General features: G+C 65.8%; 17 protein-coding genes. 9 read left to right on the top strand and 8 right to left on the bottom strand.

The features are described 5' to 3' along the window. Positions 1-14: 14 nt before the first annotated feature. The 6 genes from FGS76_RS15790 to FGS76_RS15815 all read right to left on the bottom strand — a co-directional run bounded on the left by FGS76_RS15790 (position 15) and on the right by FGS76_RS15815 (position 4,351). Positions 15-776, bottom strand: a complete 762-nt coding sequence (locus tag FGS76_RS15790; protein ID WP_138773612.1) for a lysophospholipid acyltransferase family protein — start codon at positions 774-776, stop codon at positions 15-17. Then, entirely contained in the window at positions 773-1,324 is a 552-nt protein-coding gene (gene gmhB / locus FGS76_RS15795) for a D-glycero-beta-D-manno-heptose 1,7-bisphosphate 7-phosphatase (RefSeq protein WP_138773613.1), read from the bottom strand. The genes FGS76_RS15790 and gmhB overlap by 4 nt, the downstream gene beginning before the upstream one ends. A gap of 49 nt (positions 1,325-1,373) precedes the next feature. Next, positions 1,374-2,168, bottom strand: coding sequence for an SDR family NAD(P)-dependent oxidoreductase (locus FGS76_RS15800; RefSeq protein ID WP_138773614.1), 795 nt, complete (start codon positions 2,166-2,168; stop codon positions 1,374-1,376). A gap of 79 nt (positions 2,169-2,247) precedes the next feature. Further along, positions 2,248-3,012: a GntR family transcriptional regulator gene (locus FGS76_RS15805; RefSeq protein WP_138773615.1), complete on the bottom strand. Its 765-nt coding sequence runs from the start codon at positions 3,010-3,012 to the stop codon at positions 2,248-2,250. Beyond that, positions 3,009-3,908 carry a polysaccharide deacetylase family protein gene (locus FGS76_RS15810; protein WP_138773616.1) on the bottom strand — a complete coding sequence of 300 codons (900 nt, stop codon included), beginning with the start codon at positions 3,906-3,908 and terminating at the stop codon, positions 3,009-3,011. Before FGS76_RS15810 ends, FGS76_RS15805 begins: the two co-directional genes overlap by 4 nt. Beyond that, complete coding sequence (locus tag FGS76_RS15815) at positions 3,905-4,351, bottom strand: nuclear transport factor 2 family protein (RefSeq protein ID WP_138773617.1); 447 nt, start codon at positions 4,349-4,351, stop codon at positions 3,905-3,907. The genes FGS76_RS15810 and FGS76_RS15815 overlap by 4 nt, the downstream gene beginning before the upstream one ends. 277 nt (positions 4,352-4,628) lie before the next feature. Between FGS76_RS15815 and FGS76_RS15820 the strand changes: the two genes are divergently transcribed. From FGS76_RS15820 to FGS76_RS19915, 3 genes are read left to right on the top strand one after another with little or no spacing between them, the layout of a single operon-like run. After that, positions 4,629-5,813, top strand: a complete 1,185-nt coding sequence (locus tag FGS76_RS15820) for an ABC transporter substrate-binding protein (protein ID WP_138773618.1) — start codon at positions 4,629-4,631, stop codon at positions 5,811-5,813. A gap of 14 nt (positions 5,814-5,827) precedes the next feature. Continuing rightward, positions 5,828-6,712, top strand: a complete 885-nt coding sequence (locus tag FGS76_RS15825) for a branched-chain amino acid ABC transporter permease (protein WP_138773619.1) — start codon at positions 5,828-5,830, stop codon at positions 6,710-6,712. Further along, positions 6,709-9,195 carry a branched-chain amino acid ABC transporter ATP-binding protein/permease gene (locus tag FGS76_RS19915; RefSeq protein WP_138773620.1) on the top strand — a complete coding sequence of 829 codons (2,487 nt, stop codon included), beginning with the start codon at positions 6,709-6,711 and terminating at the stop codon, positions 9,193-9,195. Before FGS76_RS15825 ends, FGS76_RS19915 begins: the two co-directional genes overlap by 4 nt. Before the next feature lie 33 nt (positions 9,196-9,228). Here FGS76_RS19915 and glyS read toward each other — a convergent pair whose 3' ends face one another. Both glyS and glyQ read right to left on the bottom strand, forming a co-directional pair. Continuing rightward, positions 9,229-11,307, bottom strand: a complete 2,079-nt coding sequence (gene glyS, locus FGS76_RS15835; RefSeq protein WP_138773621.1) for a glycine--tRNA ligase subunit beta — start codon at positions 11,305-11,307, stop codon at positions 9,229-9,231. Beyond that, positions 11,307-12,290, bottom strand: coding sequence for a glycine--tRNA ligase subunit alpha (gene glyQ, locus FGS76_RS15840; protein ID WP_138773622.1), 984 nt, complete (start codon positions 12,288-12,290; stop codon positions 11,307-11,309). The genes glyS and glyQ overlap by 1 nt, the downstream gene beginning before the upstream one ends. Positions 12,291-12,405: 115 nt before the next feature. On the opposite strand from glyQ, the gene FGS76_RS15845 reads away from it, so the two are divergent. From FGS76_RS15845 to rloA3, 6 genes are all read left to right on the top strand, one after another. Beyond that, positions 12,406-12,966: a DNA-3-methyladenine glycosylase I gene (locus FGS76_RS15845; RefSeq protein ID WP_138773623.1), complete on the top strand. Its 561-nt coding sequence runs from the start codon at positions 12,406-12,408 to the stop codon at positions 12,964-12,966. A gap of 93 nt (positions 12,967-13,059) precedes the next feature. Next, on the top strand, positions 13,060-13,782 hold the full coding sequence (locus FGS76_RS15850; RefSeq protein ID WP_138773624.1) for a glutamine amidotransferase: 723 nt from the start codon (positions 13,060-13,062) through the stop codon (positions 13,780-13,782). 43 nt (positions 13,783-13,825) lie between these two features. Further along, positions 13,826-14,449 carry an acyltransferase gene (locus tag FGS76_RS15855; RefSeq protein ID WP_138773625.1) on the top strand — a complete coding sequence of 208 codons (624 nt, stop codon included), beginning with the start codon at positions 13,826-13,828 and terminating at the stop codon, positions 14,447-14,449. A 107-nt stretch (positions 14,450-14,556) separates the two neighbouring features. Further along, on the top strand, positions 14,557-15,198 hold the full coding sequence (locus tag FGS76_RS15860) for a TetR/AcrR family transcriptional regulator (RefSeq protein ID WP_138773626.1): 642 nt from the start codon (positions 14,557-14,559) through the stop codon (positions 15,196-15,198). After that, on the top strand, positions 15,195-17,066 hold the full coding sequence (locus FGS76_RS15865) for an MFS transporter (protein WP_138773627.1): 1,872 nt from the start codon (positions 15,195-15,197) through the stop codon (positions 17,064-17,066). The genes FGS76_RS15860 and FGS76_RS15865 overlap by 4 nt, the downstream gene beginning before the upstream one ends. 18 nt (positions 17,067-17,084) lie before the next feature. Next, complete coding sequence (gene rloA3 / locus FGS76_RS15870; RefSeq protein ID WP_240692572.1) at positions 17,085-17,639, top strand: retropepsin-like aspartic peptidase RloA3; 555 nt, start codon at positions 17,085-17,087, stop codon at positions 17,637-17,639. The last annotated feature ends 66 nt before the right edge of the window (positions 17,640-17,705 follow it).

A 17,705-nucleotide genomic window follows, 5' to 3' on the forward strand; every position in this document is an offset into this window, starting at 1 on the left:
CCGGCAAAACGCAATTAGGGCGTTGTATTTTTGTTTGACCGTCCCGGATAGTGATAAATAATCCACTCTTCTGCTTCCTGAGTCACGGTTTTTGCGTCCTTGCCATGGGTATTAATGGGCGGGCTGATACGCAGGGTGATCTCGCCGGGAAAGCGTAACCAGGAACGGGCCGGCCAATGGTCGCCACTGTTGTGGGACATGGCCACCACCGGTGCCCCGGCGCGGCAGGCCAGCAAAGCGCCACCGTGATTAAAACGGCCCAGGGTGCCCGGGGCCTGGCGGGAGCCTTCCGGATAAATCACCACCGGAATACCATCGTGCAAACGCTCGGTACCCTGTTTGATCAGTGCTTTCAGCGCCGCGCGGCCCTTGCCCCGGTCGATGCGGATGGGCCTCAGCAATGCCAGGCCCCAGCCGAAAAACGGCAGCCATAACAGCTCGCGCTTCAATACCGTGGCCTGGGGGGAAATCAGCAGCTGTAAAAAGAACGTCTCCCAACTGCTCTGGTGATTGGCGAGCACCACGAACCCGCCATCAGGTAAATACTCCTGACCTTCCACCCGAACCTTCACGCCATTCAGGTAGCGAAGCAGGGTAATGGAGAATGCGGTCCACAAGTTCACAAAACGGTAACGTTTTTCAAACGGTAAAAATGGACCGATCAGGACACAAAAGAAACTGTGGATGACGCCGGCCAGATTATAAAGGATAAAAAACAGCACACTGCGAATGGCGATGCCCGGAGTGGCGCGCCGGGCGCCGGCGGGTGACTTCATGAAGGGTCCTTGAGAAACTGATCGACAAAACGGGCCAGGGAGTCGTAAACCGTCACCGGGCCCAGGTCCGGGGGGAAACCCTTGTCCAGGGTACGGCGGCCCTTGCCGGTGAGCACCAGCACCGGGCGACAGCCCCGGGCCACACCGGCCTGCAGGTCCCTGAGACTATCACCAACCAGGGGTACCCCGGTGACCTCGCCATAATCGGCAACAATTTGGTCGATCAGCCCGGCCGCTGGCTTGCGGCAATCGCAGCCGTCGTCGGGACCGTGGGGACAAACATAGATGCCGTCCAGGTGGGCGCCGGCGCTGTCCAGATGGGCCGCCATGCGCCGGTGAATGGCCTCCAGGGTGGGGCCGTCGAAGTAGCCCCGCGCCAGCCCGGACTGGTTGGTGGCCACCACCACCCGGTAGCCGGCGTGGTTGAGCCGGGCGATGGCCGCGGCGCTGCCGGGCAGCGGCCGCCATTCCTCCGGGCTCTTGATATAGTCATCGGAGTCCTCGTTAATCACTCCGTCGCGGTCGAGAATAATCAGCTTATTGGTCATGGCCGCGAGTATATCAGGCCCTTCTCGCCCGGTGCGTCACCGTTGCCGGTCAGGCCATGGTGTCGACGATGCCGCCTTCCACGCGCAGGGCGGCGCCGGTGGTGGCGGAGGCCTGCGGCGATGCCAGGTAGACCACCATGTTGGCCACCTCCTCCACATCGGCGACCCGCTGAATAATGGAGCTGGGCCGGTTTTCCTGTACGAAGCGCTTTTCCATTTCCTGCTCGGAAATCCCCTTTTCCTCGGCCATCTCTTGCAGCATTTTGCCGACGCCCTCGGAGCGGGTGGGGCCGGGGAGCACCGCGTTGACGGTTACCCTGGTGCCGCTGAGCACCTTGGCCAGACCCCGGGAAATGGACTGCACGGCGGTTTTGGTCATGCCGTAATGGACCATCTCGGTGGGGATATTCAGGGCCGACTCACTGGACAGGAACAATACCCTGCCCCAGTCGCGTTTTTTCATGCCCTGGGCATAGTGGCGGGATAGCCGCACCGCGCTCATCACGTTGACCTGGAAAAACTGTTCCCAGTCGTCATCGGTAATATCGAAAAACGGCGTGGGCTGGAAAATACCCACATTATTAACCAGGATATCTGCTTCCGGGTGGGCGTCGATCAGTGCCTGGCAGCCCTCGGCGGTGCCCAGGTCCGCCGCCACGCCGCTGGCCTGAACGTCGGGAAAATCCTTCTTGAGATGCTCCAGGGCCTGGTCCACCCGCTGGCGGGTGCGGCCGGTGATCACCACCTCGGCGCCGGCCGCCGCCAGCCCCCGGGCGATGCCGAAGCCAATGCCGGCGGTGGAGCCGGAAACGATGGCGGTCTTGCCGGACAAGTCGATACGCATAATGACACTCCCTTGCTGCCTTCGATGCACCGGTTTGTGCCGGTGCTTCCCCGTCTAGTGGCGACGGCGGCGGCGAATCTCAAGAGCGGTCGGTCAGGCCGAGCATGTCCGCCAGGCTCTGGTCGGTGTCTTCCTCGATCAGTTGAATGTGCGCTTCCAGTTCGCGCAGGTGGCGGTCGTTCTCCTGTTGGGCGCCGGCCACGTCGCCGGCTTCCAGGCAGGCCACCACCCGCTCATGTTCGTGGTGCTCACAGGTGGCGTTGCCCGGCGGTTGAAACAGGGCCACCACCAGGCAGCAACGTGAAATGATTTCCGACAGATAGCGATGCAGCATGGGGTTGCGCGACAACTCCCCCAGCCGCAGGTGGAAGGCGCTGGCCAGGCCCGCCCACTCAGTCTGGGCGTAGCGGTGCATGGCGTCGCGCTCCTGGCGCAGTTGCCGGCGCAGGGAGGCGTAATTGGCGCGGGTGGCGTGCTCGGCGACCAGTGGCAGCACCGCCGCCTCCAGGGCCCGGCGGGCCTCGAACAGCTTGCCCACCTCCTCGCGGCTGGGCATGGCGACGATGGCGCTGCGGTTGGGGCGCAGCTCCACGATGTGGTCATGGGCGAGCCGCTGCAGCACCTTCTGCACCAGGGTGCGGCCGACGCCGAACAGCTCGCACAGCGCCGCTTCCGGCAGGCGGGTGCCCGGTTTCAGGCGTTGCTCCATCACCCGGTCGACGATGGCGGTGTAAATGCGCTGCTCTTTCTCGGCGGGTTTTTCCCGGCCCGCCGGCGCCTGGCCGGCAAGGGCCTGGGGGCGGACTTTGGGCCGGCCGCGGCCCGGCGTGGCGGTGGATGTCATGAGAACAAACTGTCCATGTGGTCGCAGATGGCGCCGGGGGTGGTGAGCCATAACCGCTCCCGGTGCCCGGCGATGTGTTGCAGGGCCCGGCGCAGGTGCCGCAGCCGGTAAGGCTGCCCCATCAAATAAGGATGCAGGGCGATGCCCATCACCAGCGGCTGCCGTTGCGACTGCGCCAGCATTTCGTCGAACTGATCAATGATCATATCGGCGAAGGCCCGGGCGTCCAGCTTGCGGGCGATGATCATCGGGATGTCGTTCACTTCCTGGGGATAGGGAATCGCCCACAGGCCCCGGCCGTCGCGGGTGCGCATGCGCACCGGCTGATCGTCGTGGCACCAGTTCAGGGTGTAGCGGTAGCCGGTTTCGGCGAGCAGATCCGGGGTGTGCACGGATTCGCCGATCCACGGCGACAGCCAGCCGCTGGGCGTGGCGCCGGAGGCCGCCGCCATGCGCTCCCGGCAATGGACCAGCAAGGCCCGCTCCTGCTCCTCTTCCAGGGTGCCCTGGTAGGTGGCGTTGCTGTGGCCGTGGGCGATCAGTTCATCGCCACGGGCGCCGCAGGCGGCCAGTAATTCCGGGCAATGATCATAAAGGGCGGTATTGGCAATGGTGCCGGCGGGCAGTTCCAGGGCATCGAACAGTTCCAGGCAGCGCCAGGCGCCCACCCGGTTGCCGTATTCCCGCCAGGCGTAATTGAGCACGTCCGGCTCGGCGAACACCGCCCCCAGCTTGGCGCCCATCCCCTCCCCGAAGGCGAAATGCTCCAGATTAAAACCCAGGTACACCGCCAGCCGTTTGCCGCCGGGCCAATGGTAGTCCGGTCGCTGGTGAATGCCCTGGTAGTCGAAGCGGCCGTGGTCGGCCAGCGCCGCGAAGGGCGAGGTTTCGTTCATGACGGTCGGGTGTCCTGGGCCAGTCCGGCGCGGATCAGCAGCCATTCGGCGCTGTCGTTCCACACATCCATTTCCGTGATCAGTCCGTCGCGCACCACGTAACGGTCCACGTAGCGGTTCCCTTCAAAAGGCGTGCCGTCCGGCCATTCCCCGTAGAGGGTGCCGATGTTGTAGACCACCGCCTGTTCCAGGGTGCCGCCGGCCACCACCTCGGTGGCTTGGAATCGCTTCTTCACCCAGCCGTAGCGGTCCCGGTTGAACGCGGTGCATTGGCGGGGATCGTCCATCTGGCGGTTACCGGTGAAACGGATCACCAGGTCCGGCGCTACGAAACGGCGGGCGGTATCCGGGTCCGGTTTCATCAGAATGGTCAGGTAGGTATCGATCAGGGCGGCGGGGTCACGAATCGGCGTGTCGCTGTTCCACTCTGGTGCGTTATCCATGGTCGGGTCTCCTTCTTGCCCCTTGCCTGTGCGCCCGGCACCACGGATCGGTGGTGCCTGGGGCGCGGTTCCGGGCGGCGGTCGGCGGAATGGGATTCGCCGCAATCCGGGGATTTCTTGTCGACAATTAAAGGTTTAAGTGACGCCAGAAATTAAAGCAATTTACGTGCCCGATAGCTGAAATCCGCAACATGGCACGGGCCTTGCGTTGTCAGCAGCGAGGGTCGGCAGCGTCAGCCGCCGCCCGCTCCATCCCAACACCTGAAGGGGGAATCCCATGTTGCGTATCTCTCGCGTTTTAGTGGCCGCCGCGTTCACCGCGCTGCTGGCCATGCTGCCGTGGCGTGCCGCCGTGGCGGCGGAACCGGTGAAGATCGGTCTGATCACCGCCCTGTCCGGGCAGTCGGCGCTGGCCGGCCAGGCCATCTCCCGGGGCGTGCAGCTGGCCATTGACGAAATCAACGCCAACGGCGGCGTGCTCGGCGGCCGTGAACTGGTGCTGGTGCGCCGGGACGACGAATCCAACCCGGCCAAGGGTGTGGTGGCGGCCCGCGAACTGATCCACAAGGAGAAGGTGGCGGTGCTGTTCGGTGGTCTGGATACGCCGGTGGCCCTGGCCATCGTGCCGCTGGCCAATCAGGCCAAGATGCCGTTCATGGACCCGTGGGCGGCGGGCACGCCGATCACCAAGAACGGTGCCGATCCCAACTTCGTGTTCCGGGTGTCCGCCATGGATGAACTGGTGGACGTGGCCATGGTCGAGTACGCCCAGAAGAATTTCGGCTCCGAGAAATTCGGCCTGCTGATGATCAACAACCCCTGGGGTGAATCCAACCACAAGGGCCTGGTCGCGGCGCTGGACGCCAAGGGCATGAAGCCCGCCGGCAGCGAGAAATTCGACGGCGATGCCATCGACGTGGTGCCGCAACTGACCCGTCTGCGTGATGCCGGCGCCGACACCATTGCCCTGGTCGGCAATGTGGGCCCCTCCGCCCAGGTGGTGAAATCCCTGCGCCGCATGGGCTGGGATGTGCCGATCGTGTCCCATTGGGGCCCCGCCGGTGGCCGCTTCACCGAGCTGGCCGGTCCCGGTGCCGAGAAAGTGCACTTCGTACAGACCTACAGCTTCTTCGGCGACCAGTCGCCGGTGGGCAAGAAAGTGATCGCCGCCCTCACCGACAAGTACGACGACATCAACGGCCCGGCGGACATCACCCCGGCGGTGGGCGTGGCCAACGCCTATGACGCCATGCACCTGACCGCTCTGGCCATCGACAACGCCGGCTCCACCGACGGCGAGGCGATCCGCGAGGGTTATTTCGAGATCGACACCTACCCGGGCCTGATCAAAACCTACAAGGACCCGTTCTCCAAGGAGCAGCACGACGCCCTGGGCCCGCAGGATTATGTGTGGGCGCAATTCATCGACAACCGCATCGTGCCGGTTGGTCTGCAGGACTGATGGAATAACCCTCCATGGATACTCAGCTGGTATCGGCGCTGATCAGTGGCCTGGGCATGGGCAGCATGTACGGTCTCATGGCCCTGGGCTTCTACATCACCTTCGCGGTCTCGGGCACGGTGAACTTCGCCCAGGGCAGTTCAATGATGCTGGGCGCGGTGCTGTGCTACACCTTCGCCCAGACCCTGGGCTGGCCGATATGGCTGGCGGTGCCGGTGGCCCTGGCGCTGTGCGCGCTGTACGGGGTGCTGGTGGAACGCCTGGCGGTGCGACCGTTCGTGCGCCGGGGCTCCGATGCCTGGCTGATGTCCACGGTGGCGTTGGGTATCGTGCTGGATAACGTGGTGATGCACACCTTCGGCAAGGAACCGCGCAGCCTGCCCTCTTCCCTGGCGGTGTCGCCGGTGGAAGTGGGTGGTCTGGGCCTGGGGGTGTATCCGCTGCAACTGATTATTCCGCTGGTGGGCCTGGCGCTGGCCGCCGCCTTGCACCTGGTGGCGCGCCGCACCCGCTGGGGCAGCGCCCTGCTGGCCACCAGCCAGAACCGGGACGCCGCGCGCTTGATGGGCATTCCCATCAGCCGCGCGGTGGCCGGGGCCTTCGCTCTGTCCACGGTGCTGGCCGGGGTGGCGGGCATGTTGATCGCGCCGCTGGCCAATGTGAACTCCGATATGGGCACCCTGTTTGGCCTGAAAGCCTTCTCGGTGGCGATCCTGGGCGGCATCACCAGCGCCTGGGGGGTGATGATCGCCGGCCTGCTGTTCGGCCTGGCCGAGAGCCTGATCATCATGTCGCTGGGCTCCGGCTACACCCACATCATCACCTTCGGGCTGGTGATCGTGGCGCTGGCCCTGCGGCCCAACGGCCTGTTTGGCCGCGCGGAGGTGAAGAAGGTATGAAGCGCCTGTCGATTCCGGCCGGCCTGGCGGTGCTGGTCGCCGCCCTGGTGATGGTCTTCTTTCTCAACAGCTATTACGTCTATGTGCTCGCCACCGTGGCGCTGGTCGCCACCGTCGGCGTGGGCCTCAACGTTCTGCTCGGGCTCACCGGCCAGATCTCCTTCGGCCATGTGGGCTTCTATGCCATCGGTGCCTATACCGTGGCGATTCTGACCAGCCAGGCCGGCTGGTCGTTCTGGCCGGCCTGGCTGGCCGGTGCCCTGGTGGCCACCGCCGCCGGCCTGGTGCTGGCGCTGCCGGCGCTGCGGGTAAAGGGCCCCTATCTGGCCATGATCACCATCGCGTTCAGCTTTATCGTGCAGCACGCGATCATCGAAATGGACGGCCTCACCGGTGGTCAGAACGGCATCATGGGCATCGCCGCGCCGGTGCTGGGCGCGGACTGGAGCATCGAACAAACCGTGGCGGTGCTGGCGCTGCTGACCCTGGCGGTGTCGCTGCTGGCCTACGCCCTGTTGTCCCGGGGCACCTGGGGCGCCGCCATGCGCGCGGTGAAGGACAGCGAAACCGCCGCCGAGTCGGTGGGGCTGGGGCCGCTGGTGATCAAGACCGTGGCGTTCATGGTGTCCGCCGGGCTGGCGGGGCTGGCCGGTGGCCTGTTCGCGCCGCTGGCCGGCTTCGTCACCCCGGACACTTTCAGCTTCATGCAGTCGATTCTGTTTGTACTGGTGGTGATCGTGGGCGGCGCCGGTTCGGTGATCGGGCCGGTGATCGGCGCGGTGATCCTGGGGGTGTTGCCGGAACTGCTGGCCACTCTGGAAGCCTACCGGCTGCTGTTCTTCGGCGGCCTGTTGCTGGTGGTGCTGCTGGTGGCCCCCAACGGACTGATCGGTCTGGCCAAGGACCTGCTGGCCATGGTCCGGCGTGGCGACCGGCCGGTCCGCGGCGCGGCGCCGGCCACCGCCGGGGCGCCGTCGTTCTCCAACCGGCCGCGCCGGGGGCTGAGCCTGTCCGGGCTGAGCATGACCTTCGGCGGGGTGCGCGCGGTCAGCGACCTGAGCATGACGGTACCGCCGGCGGCGGTGACCAGCCTGATCGGCCCCAACGGCGCGGGCAAAACCACGGTGCTGAATATGGTGAGCGGCTTTTACCCGCCCACCGGCGGGCATTTCTCCCTGGGTGACCGGCGCCTGAGTGCTGGCCGGGCCTTCCGCATTGCCCGCCACGGGGTGGCCCGCACCTACCAGACCTCGCAACTGTTCGACACCCTGTCGGTGGCCGACAACGTGGCCCTGGCCGGTTGCCGGGGCCGGCTTGGCAACCTGCTGGGGGCGCGCCGTTTTCTGTCCACGGCGGTGCGGCAACGGGCCGAGGCGCTGCTGGCGTTCTGTGGTTATCAGGGCGACCTGGACGTTCCCGCCTCCCAGCTGCCCCATGTGGACCGGCGTTTGGTGGAGATCGCCCGGGCCCTGGCCACCGACCCGGACGCCCTGCTGCTGGATGAGCCGGCGGCGGGCCTGTCCCGGGAAGACACCGACCGGCTGGCCGGCTTGTTGCGCGCCATCGCCGACGCCGGCGTGGCGGTGATGGTGGTGGAGCATGACATGGAGCTGGTGATGAAGGTGTCCGATCAGGTGGTGGTGCTGGACACCGGCCGCCTGCTGGCCGCCGGCAAACCGGAACAGGTGCGCGCGGACCCGGCGGTGCGCCGTGCCTATCTGGGCGAGGACCTGGACCAGGCCCGGCCGGTGGCCGAGCGGCCGCCGCGCACCGGCCCGGAATGGCTGGGCGTCAACAATCTGGTGGCCGGCTACGGCGCCGAGCCGGTGCTGCACGGCATCAGCCTCAAGGTGCGCCAGGGGGAGATGGTGGCGTTGCTGGGCGCCAACGGCGCCGGCAAATCCACTCTGATGCGCACCCTTGCCGGGCTGCACCCGGCCCAGGCCGGCGGCGTGCATCTGGATGGCCAGGCCCTGGACAAGATGCCCGCCGAGGCCATCGTGCGCCAGGGTCTGGTGCTGGTGCCCGAGGGGCGCCAGGTGTTTCCGGAACTGTCGGTGCAGGACAACATCCGGCTGGGCGCTTTTCTGTGTCCCGGTGACCGGGAGGCACGGCTGGAGGAAATGTTCGAGCGCTTCCCGCGCCTGCGCGAGCGGCGCCATCAGCGCGCCGGGCTGTTGTCCGGCGGCGAGCAGCAGATGCTGGCGGTGGCCCGGGGGCTGATGAGCAAGCCCCGGGTGTTGCTGCTGGACGAGCCGTCCCTGGGGCTGGCGCCGAAGATCATCGACGAGCTGTTCGCGGCGCTGGATCAGCTGCGCCGGGAAAACATGACCATTGTGCTGGTGGACCAGATGGCGGCGCTGGCCCTGTCCCTGGCGGACCGCGCCTATGTGATCGAAGGGGGGCGGGTGATGGCGGAAGGCAGCGCCCGGGACATCGCCGCCAGCCCGGAACTGGCGGACGCCTACCTGGGCGCCGGTTGATAACCCGGCGCCTTCCGGATAAATGTAGGAGCGCTACTCCTGCAGCAGACTGATGTCCGCCACGTTCAGGAACAGATCCCGCAGGAAGCTCAGCAGGGCCAGGCGGTTGCCGCGCACCGCCGGGTCTTCCGCCATCACCATCACGGTGTCGAAGAAGGCGTCCACCGGCTCACGCAGTTCGGCCAGCAGCGCCAACACCGCCCCGTAGTTGCCTTCCTCCAGCAGCGGTTCGCTGCGTTCGTAGGCGTTGACCACCAGATCGGTAAGGGTCTGCTCCGCTTCGTCTTCCAGCAGGGCGCCGTCGATTTCCTCCGGCGGTGCCTGCTCCAGCTTGGCCAGAATGTTGGACACCCGCTTGTTGGCGGCGGCCAGGGCGGCGGCTTCCTCGCGCTGCTGGAAGGCGGCCACGGCTTTCACCCGGCGGTCGAAATCCAGCGGCCGGCGGCAGGCCTCGTCGATGGCCAGCACCGACTGGATCACCGGGGTGGCGATGCCCTGCTCCTGGTACATGGCCCGGTAGCGGCCCTTCACGAACTCGAAGGCTTCGAGGACGCCATCGGAGTCGATCCGGCCGCTTAGTTGATTTCCGGCCTCCCACAACAATTCTCGGATATCCAGCGGCAGCTCTTGCTCGATGATGATACGGAGAATGCCCAGGGTGGCCCGGCGCAAGGCGTAGGGGTCCTTGGTGCCGCTGGGGGTCTGGCCAATGCCGAAGATGCCCACCAGGGTGTCGATCTTGTCCGCCAGAGACACCGCCTGGCCGGTTTTGGTCCTAGGCAGGCTGTCGCCGGCGAAGCGCGGCAGGTACTGCTCGTGCAGGGCCTCGGCCAGCTCTTCGGGCAGCCCTTCGTTGCGGGCCAGGTAATAACCCATGATGCCCTGCATGGTGTCGAACTCGTAGACCATCTCGCTGTTCAGGTCGGCCTTGCAGAGCGCGCCGGCGCGGCGCGCCAGTTGTTCATCGCCGCCGATCTGGTTGGCGATCACGCCGGCCAGGGCGCCGATGCGCTCGCACTTGTCCGCCAGGGTGCCCAGCTGCTGCTGGAACACCACCTGGGCCAGGCCCTGGGCGTGTTGCTCCAGCGGCTTGCGGCAGTCGTTGTCATAAAAGAAGGCGGCGTCCGCCAGACGCGGGCGGATCACCTTCTCGTTGCCGGCGATCACCTGCTGGGGATCACGGGACTCGATGTTGCTGATGGTGATGAAGGTGGGGGTCAGCTTGCCGTTGGCGTCCAGCACCGAGAAGTACTTCTGGTGCTCTTCCATGGCACTGATCAGCGCTTCCTGGGGCACCCGCAGGAAATCCTCGTCGAAGCGGCCGGCCAGGGCCACTGGCCATTCCACCAGGGCGGTGACTTCGTCCAGCAGGTCCTCGTCGATGCGGGCTTCACCGCCGGCGTCGCGGCCGGCCTTCTCCGCCTGCTGGCGGATCAGTTCCCGGCGGCGGGCGAAGTCGGCGATCACCTTGCCGTCCTGTTCCAGGCGGGTGGCGTAGTCGCCGGCCTCGGCCAGTTCGATGGCGTCCGGGGCATGGAAGCGGTGGCCGAAGGTGGCGCGGCCGGCGTGCTGGTCGAGCAATTCAAAATCCACCACCTGGTCGCCGAACAGGGCCACCAGCCAGTGCGCCGGGCGCACGAACTGTACCTTGCGACGGCCCCAGCGCATGCGCTTGGGAATCGGCAGCTTGTTGACCGCCTGGGTGACGAACTCCGGCACCAGCTCGGTGGCGGCGCGGCCGGTTTCCTCCAGGCGCGCGAACAGGCGCTCGCCCTTATCGGTTTGCTGGCGCTCCAGCTGATCCACGGTCAGGCCCACGGAGGCGGCGAAGCCCTGGGCGGCCTTGGTGGGCTGGCCGTCCTTGTCGAAGGCGGCCTGCACCGCCGGGCCGAGACGCTCCACCTGGCGGTCCGGCTGGCGGGCGTCCAGGTCGCGTACCAGCACCGCCAGGCGGCGCGGCGCGGCGAAACTCTCCACGGCGCCATGGCCCAGGCCGGCGTCGTCGAGCTGGCGCACCAGTTCCCCGGTGAAGGCGGCGCTGAGCGCCGGCAAAGCCTTCGGTGGCAGTTCCTCGGTGCCCAGTTCGATCAACAGATCCCGTTGCTGGCTCATTATTTGCCCCCCTTCTGTTTCTTCGCCGCCTTCTGGTCCTGCTGCAGGAGTTGAGCTTCCACTTCCTCGCGGATGTCCGCGTCGGCCATCGGGAAGCCCAGCTTGCGGCGGGTGTCGAAGTAGGCCTGGGCCACCGCCCGGGCCAGGGTGCGTACCCGCAGGATGAAGCGCTGGCGCTCGGTGACCGAGATCGCCTTGCGGGCGTCCAGCAGATTGAAGGTGTGGGAGGCCTTCAGAACATATTCATAGGCGGGCAGCGGCAGCCCCGCCTCGATCAGCTTGGTGGACTCCGCCTCGAACAGATCGAACTGCCCGAACAGGGCATCCACATTGGCGTATTCGAAGTTGAAGGTGGACATCTCCACCTCGTTTTGCAGGAACACGTCGCCGTAGGTGACGGTGCCGGAAGGGCCCTTGGACCAGACCAGGTCATAGACCGAGTCCACGCCCTGGATGTACATGGCCAGGCGCTCCAGGCCATAGGTGATCTCGCCGGTGACCGGATAGCAGTCGATGCCGCCCACTTGCTGGAAGTAGGTGAACTGGGTCACCTCCATGCCATTGAGCCACACTTCCCAGCCCAGGCCCCAGGCGCCCAGGGTGGGCGATTCCCAGTTGTCCTCGACGAAGCGGATATCGTGGGTGAGCGGGTCGAAGCCGAGCTGGCGCAGGGAGTCCAGGTACAGCTCCTGAATATTGTCCGGAGACGGTTTCAGCACCACCTGGAACTGGTAATAATGCTGCAGCCGGTTGGGGTTCTCGCCGTAGCGGCCGTCGGTGGGCCGTCGGGAGGGCTGCACATAGGCGCTGTTCCAGTTTTCCGGGCCGATGGCGCGCAGGAAGGTGCTGGGGTGAAAGGTCCCCGCGCCCACTTCCATGTCCAGGGGCTGCACGACCACGCAGCCTTGCCGGGCCCAGTATTGTTGCAGGGCCAGAATCAGGCCCTGGAAGGTGCTTACGTCCGCTTGCGGTTGGTCCGCCATGGTGATTCCCGTTGTTCGTTCCGATCGCCGAGCATTGAAAATGAGGGGGGCAAGTATAGCGTCCCCCAGGGGCCGGTGATACCGTGCTCCGGTTCTTCCGAGGAGGGTTTCACCCATGGAACGCTGTCCCTGGTGCGGCACCGACCCACTGTATGTGGCCTACCATGATGAGGAGTGGGGTGTGCCCGAGCACGACCCGCGCCGGTTGTTCGAGCTGCTGATTCTGGAAGGGGCCCAAGCCGGCCTGAGCTGGATCACGGTGCTGCGCAAGCGCGACAATTACCGCCGCGCCATGGACGACTTCGACGTGCAGAAGATCGCCCGCTATGACGACGCCAAGGTGGCGGCCCTGCTGGGGGACGCCGGCCTGATTCGCAACCGGCTGAAAATGCGCGCCCTGGTGGACAATGCCCGCGCCTGGCTGGACCTGCAAGAGGCGGGCATCGACCCGGCTGCCCTGATCTGGGGCTTCGTGGACGGTGAACCCCGGGTGAATCACTTCCAGCGCCTGGCCGAGGTGCCGGCGGTGACCCCCACCGCCGAGGCCATGAGCAAGGACCTCAAGAAGCGCGGCTTCCGGTTTGTCGGCCCCACCATCCTTTACGCCTTCATGCAGGCCGCCGGCCTGGTCAACGACCATTTGGTGAGCTGCCCCCGGCACCGGGATTTGGCCTGAATCACACACCTGCAAATTGATAACCAGCTTTTACAGGGTATTCACCGAAGCTGGTACGCCCCTTGCTGGGGAACCTCCTGAACGGAGGCACCCATGAAACCTGTACTGATACTGAAAACCGGCTCCACCTACCCCACCCTGCGCCAGCATTATGGCGATTTTGAAAACTGGATCGGCACGGGGCTGGGGGAGACGATCCCGGTGCGCGTGGTGGACGCCCTGGATGGCGACACCCTGCCCCACCCCAGTGAAGCCGCCGGCGTGATCATCACCGGCTCCCACGCCATGCTCACCGACGAAGCGCCCTGGATGCGCCGGCTGATGCGCTGGGTGGACAACACCCTGGCCCTGTCCGAGGCCCCGCCGATGCTGGGCATCTGCTTCGGGCACCAGCTGCTGGCCCGTACCCTGGGCGGCGAGGTGGCGGACCATCCCCTGGGCATGGAGGTCGGCACCGTGGCGCTGCGTCTGACCGCGCCGGCCCGCACCGACCCCCTGTTCGCCACGCTTTGGGACCAGCCCTGGGCGCAAATGATGCACCGCCAGTCGGTGCGGGTGGCGCCGCCGGGCGTGGAAGTGCTGGCCGGCAACGGCCACGACAGTTGCCAGGCGTTCCGCTACGGACACCAGGCCTGGGGCTGCCAGTTCCATCCGGAATTCAGCGCCGATGTGACCCGCGCCTATCTGCAGGCGCAGCGCGGGCGAACCCTGTCCCACCAGCAGGTGGATGACGCCCTGCCCAAGGTGCGCGAATGCCATCAGGCCTCGTCGATTCTGGGGTTGTTCGCCGAGCGGGTGGTGCCCGCCGCCGCCTGAGCCGGGGATTGGTGTAGCATGCGGGGTCCGCCCACGACCCCGTATGCCCATGGACGATCCCTACCGCGAACAACACCAGCAACGTCTGGCCTACATGCCCTGGCTGTACCCGCGCCTCAAGCCCCGCCACCGAGCCTGGGCGGAACCCTGGCAGCGGGCGCTGCAGGAGGAGTGGTCCAGATTGGAGACGGTGCACTTCGGCGCGCACTGTTTTGTGGCACCCCAGGCGCGGCTGTTCGCCGAACCGGGGCGTGACATCCTGATCGGTGACCACACCCAGATCGCCGCCGACTGCGTTCTGCACGGTCCCCTGACCCTGGGCGCCCACGTCAGCATCAACCATCACGCCACCCTGGAAGGGGGCGCCGCCGGCATCGTCATCGGTGACCATACCCGCATCGCCGCCTACGCCACCCTGTACGCCTTCGATCACGGCCTGCGCGCCGATGCGCTGGTGCGCCAGCAACCGGTTACTTCCCGGGGCCTCGTCATTGGCCGCGACGTCTGGCTGGGCGCCCGGGCCGGCGTGGTGGACGGCGTCACCATCGGCGACCATGCGGTGGTCGGCATGGGCGCGGTGGTCACCCGTGACGTGCCCCCCTGGACCATCGTCGCCGGCAACCCGGCCCGTCCCATCGGCCGCCGGCCCGGGGCGCCGGAGGCCTAGGGCTTCACATTTCCGGCAACCGGTTCGCCGTCCCTCTTGAACAGTGTTCACCAATCATCGTTATAATGGCCACCTTCAATTCTCCAACCGATTGATGGAAGCCGGCGATGGCACGACGTAACCAGCACAGCAAACCGGAACTGCGGGCCCTGGCCATCGGCACGGTGCGCACCCTGGTCACCGAGCAGGGCCTGGATAAACTCAGTGTCCGCGAAGTGGCGCGGCGGTTGGGCTACGCCCCGGCCATGCTCTACCACCTGTTCGAGAACCTGGACGACCTGATCCTGCATGTGAACGCGGACACCCTGGATACCCTGCTGGATCGCATGGACGGAGCCTCCGGCATGGAAAATCCCCAGGCGGCGCTCAACGCCATGGCCCACCACTACCTGGCGCTGTCCCGCGACCGCACGCCGCTGTGGCAGCTGGTGTTCGAACACCGCATGAACCAGGGGTCGCCGGTGCCGGACTGGTACGCGCGCCGCACCCGCAGCCTGTTTCTGATGGTGGAGCAGCAATTGCAGCGGCTGGCGCCCTGGGCCACCGAGCGGGAGCGGATGCTGGGCGCGCGCACCCTGTGGGGCAGCCTGCACGGTATCTGCGTGCTGTATCTGGGCAATAAACTGGACGTGGCCGGCGACGTGGACCCGGGGGAAATCGTGGATTCCCTGCTGCGCCATTATCTGGCGGACTGGTCCGCCACCACCAATGTGGCGCCGGATGGCGGCGACCGGGGGACAAACCGATGAAGGAAGGCACCTTTTCGCTGCTTGGCAAACGGCGCTTCGGCCCGTTCTTTTTCACCCAGTTTCTGGGCGCCTTCAACGACAACGTATTCCGCCAGGCGCTGATTCTGCTGATCGCCAGCGGCGTGGTCGCCGGCACCGAGGTGAACACCCTCAACAACGTGGCCCTGGCGTTGTTCATCCTGCCGTTCTTTCTGTTCTCGGCCCTGGCCGGCCAGGTGGCGGACAAGTTCGACCGGGCCATGCTGGTGCGGCGCATCAAACTGGCGGAGGTGCTGATCATGGGGTGCGCCGCCGCCGGCTTCTTCTTCAGCAATGTGTACTTTCTGCTGGCGGTACTGTTTTTGATGGGGCTGCAGTCCACCTTCTTCGGCCCGATCAAGTACGCCATCATTCCCCAGCATCTCGGCCCCCGGGAACTGGTCACCGGCAACGCCCTGGTGGAAATGGGCACCTTTCTGGCGATTCTGCTGGGCTCCATTTCCGGGGTGCTGTTGAAGATGGACGCGGCCAGCCCGGCCATCGTGTCCACCGCCGTGGTGGGCCTGGCGCTGCTGGGCTATCTGGCGGCGCGGGGCATTCCCTCGGCGCCGGCGGCGGACCCGGCCAGCCGGCTGGACTGGAATCTGTGGAAGGAGACCTGGCGCATCGTCGGCTATGCCCGCGAGGTGAAATCGGTGTGGATGTGCGTGCTGGGGATTTCCTGGTTCTGGTTCCTGGGCGCCGCCTATACCACCCAGCTCAAGGTCTATGTGGACGACTACCTGCTCGGCACCGACGGCCTCTATGCGCTGCTGCTGGGCACCTTCTCGGTGGGCATCGGCCTGGGTTCCTGGTTGTGCGAGAAGCTGTCCGCCCGCCGGGTGGAACTGGGCCTGGTGCCGCTGGGCTCCATTGGCCTGAGCCTGTTCGGCGTGGATCTGTTCTTTTCCTACGCCGGCCTTCCCAAGGGCGTGGAACTGGGCCTCGGCGCCTTTCTGGCGGAGCCCGCCGGCTGGCGGGTGCTGGTGGATCTGCTCGGCATCGGGGTGTTCGGCGGCTTCTATATCGTGCCCCTGTTCGCCTTTATCCAGCAGCGCTCCGACCCGCGCCATCTGGCGCGCATCATCGCCGCCAACAATATTCTCAATGCGCTGCTGATGGTGCTGTCCGCCGCCGCCGGCATCGTGCTGGTGGGCATGCTGGACCTCACCGTGCCGCAGTTCTTCCTGGTACTGGCGCTGCTCAACGTGGTGGTGGCCATCTACATCTACACGGTGGTGCCCGAGTTCCTGATCCGGCTGCTGGTGTGGATGCTTACCAACGTGCTGTACCGGATCAAAGGGAAGGGGCTGGACAATATTCCGGATGAAGGGCCCTGCCTGCTGGTGTGCAACCACGTCAGCTATGTGGACGCCTTGCTGCTCGGCGGCGCGGTACGGCGGCCGGCGCGCTTCGTCATGTTCAAGCCGATCTACGATCTGCCGCTGATGAACCTGATCTTCCGGGGCGGCAAGGCAATCCCCATCGACGGCAAGGAACGTAACCCGCAAGTGTACGAAGAGGCGTTCCGCCGAATCCGTGAGGAACTGGCGGACGGGCAGGTGGTGTGCCTGTTCCCGGAAGGCCAGCTGACCCCGGACGGCGAGGTGGGTGAATTTCGGGCCGGGCTGGAAAAAATTGTAAAGGAAACGCCCGTGCCGGTGATTCCTATGGCACTTTCCGGTCTATGGGGTAGCTTCTTCAGCCATAAGGGCGGGCGAGCCCTGACCGGCCTGCCGCGCCGATTCTGGTCGCGGGTGGTGCTCAGCGCCGGTGAACCGGTACCCCCGGAAGCGGTCGAAGCCGAGGACATGCGACGCCGCGTGCAGGCCCTGCGGGAACAACCCTGACAATCAATGAGGATTATTATGCGACGGATTTTTATCGTGATCGGCCTGCTTCTGGGCGCTTCCATCAGCCAGGCGAACACCGAGATTCAGAACGTGTTCGGCTGGGTGGAAAACGCCACCCTGGAACCCATGGGCGCCAAGGTCAAAGCCAAGCTCGATACCGGCGCACTGACATCGTCCATGCACGCGGTGGACGTGGAACGCTTTGAGAAAGACGGCGAGGAATGGGTACGCTTCAAGGTCAAGGTGGAAGACCAGAATGAAAAGGAAATGGTCAGCGAAACCTTCGAGCGGCCGATCTACCGTGACCTGACCGTGCGCGGCGCCGGTGGCAAGGATGACCGTCCGGTGGTGCTGATGAAAATCTGTTTCGGCAACACCATCTATGAAGAGCAGTTCGGTCTGGATAACCGCAGCGACATGCTCTACCCGGTACTGATCGGCCGCCGCACCATCCAGCACCTGGGCGTGGTGGACGTGACCAACACCTTCATGCACGAACCCAAGTGCGATGAAAACAGCCCGGTCCAGGCGTTCGACAAGAACAACACCGACGCCGACATCGGCAGCTAGGAACCCCGTGGGAGCGGCTTCAGCCGCGATGGTTCAGTCGCCATCGCGGCTGAAGCCGCTCCTACA

It is taken from the genome of Alloalcanivorax gelatiniphagus, assembly GCF_005938655.1.
Taxonomy (GTDB): Bacteria; Pseudomonadota; Gammaproteobacteria; order Pseudomonadales; family Alcanivoracaceae; genus Alloalcanivorax; species Alloalcanivorax gelatiniphagus.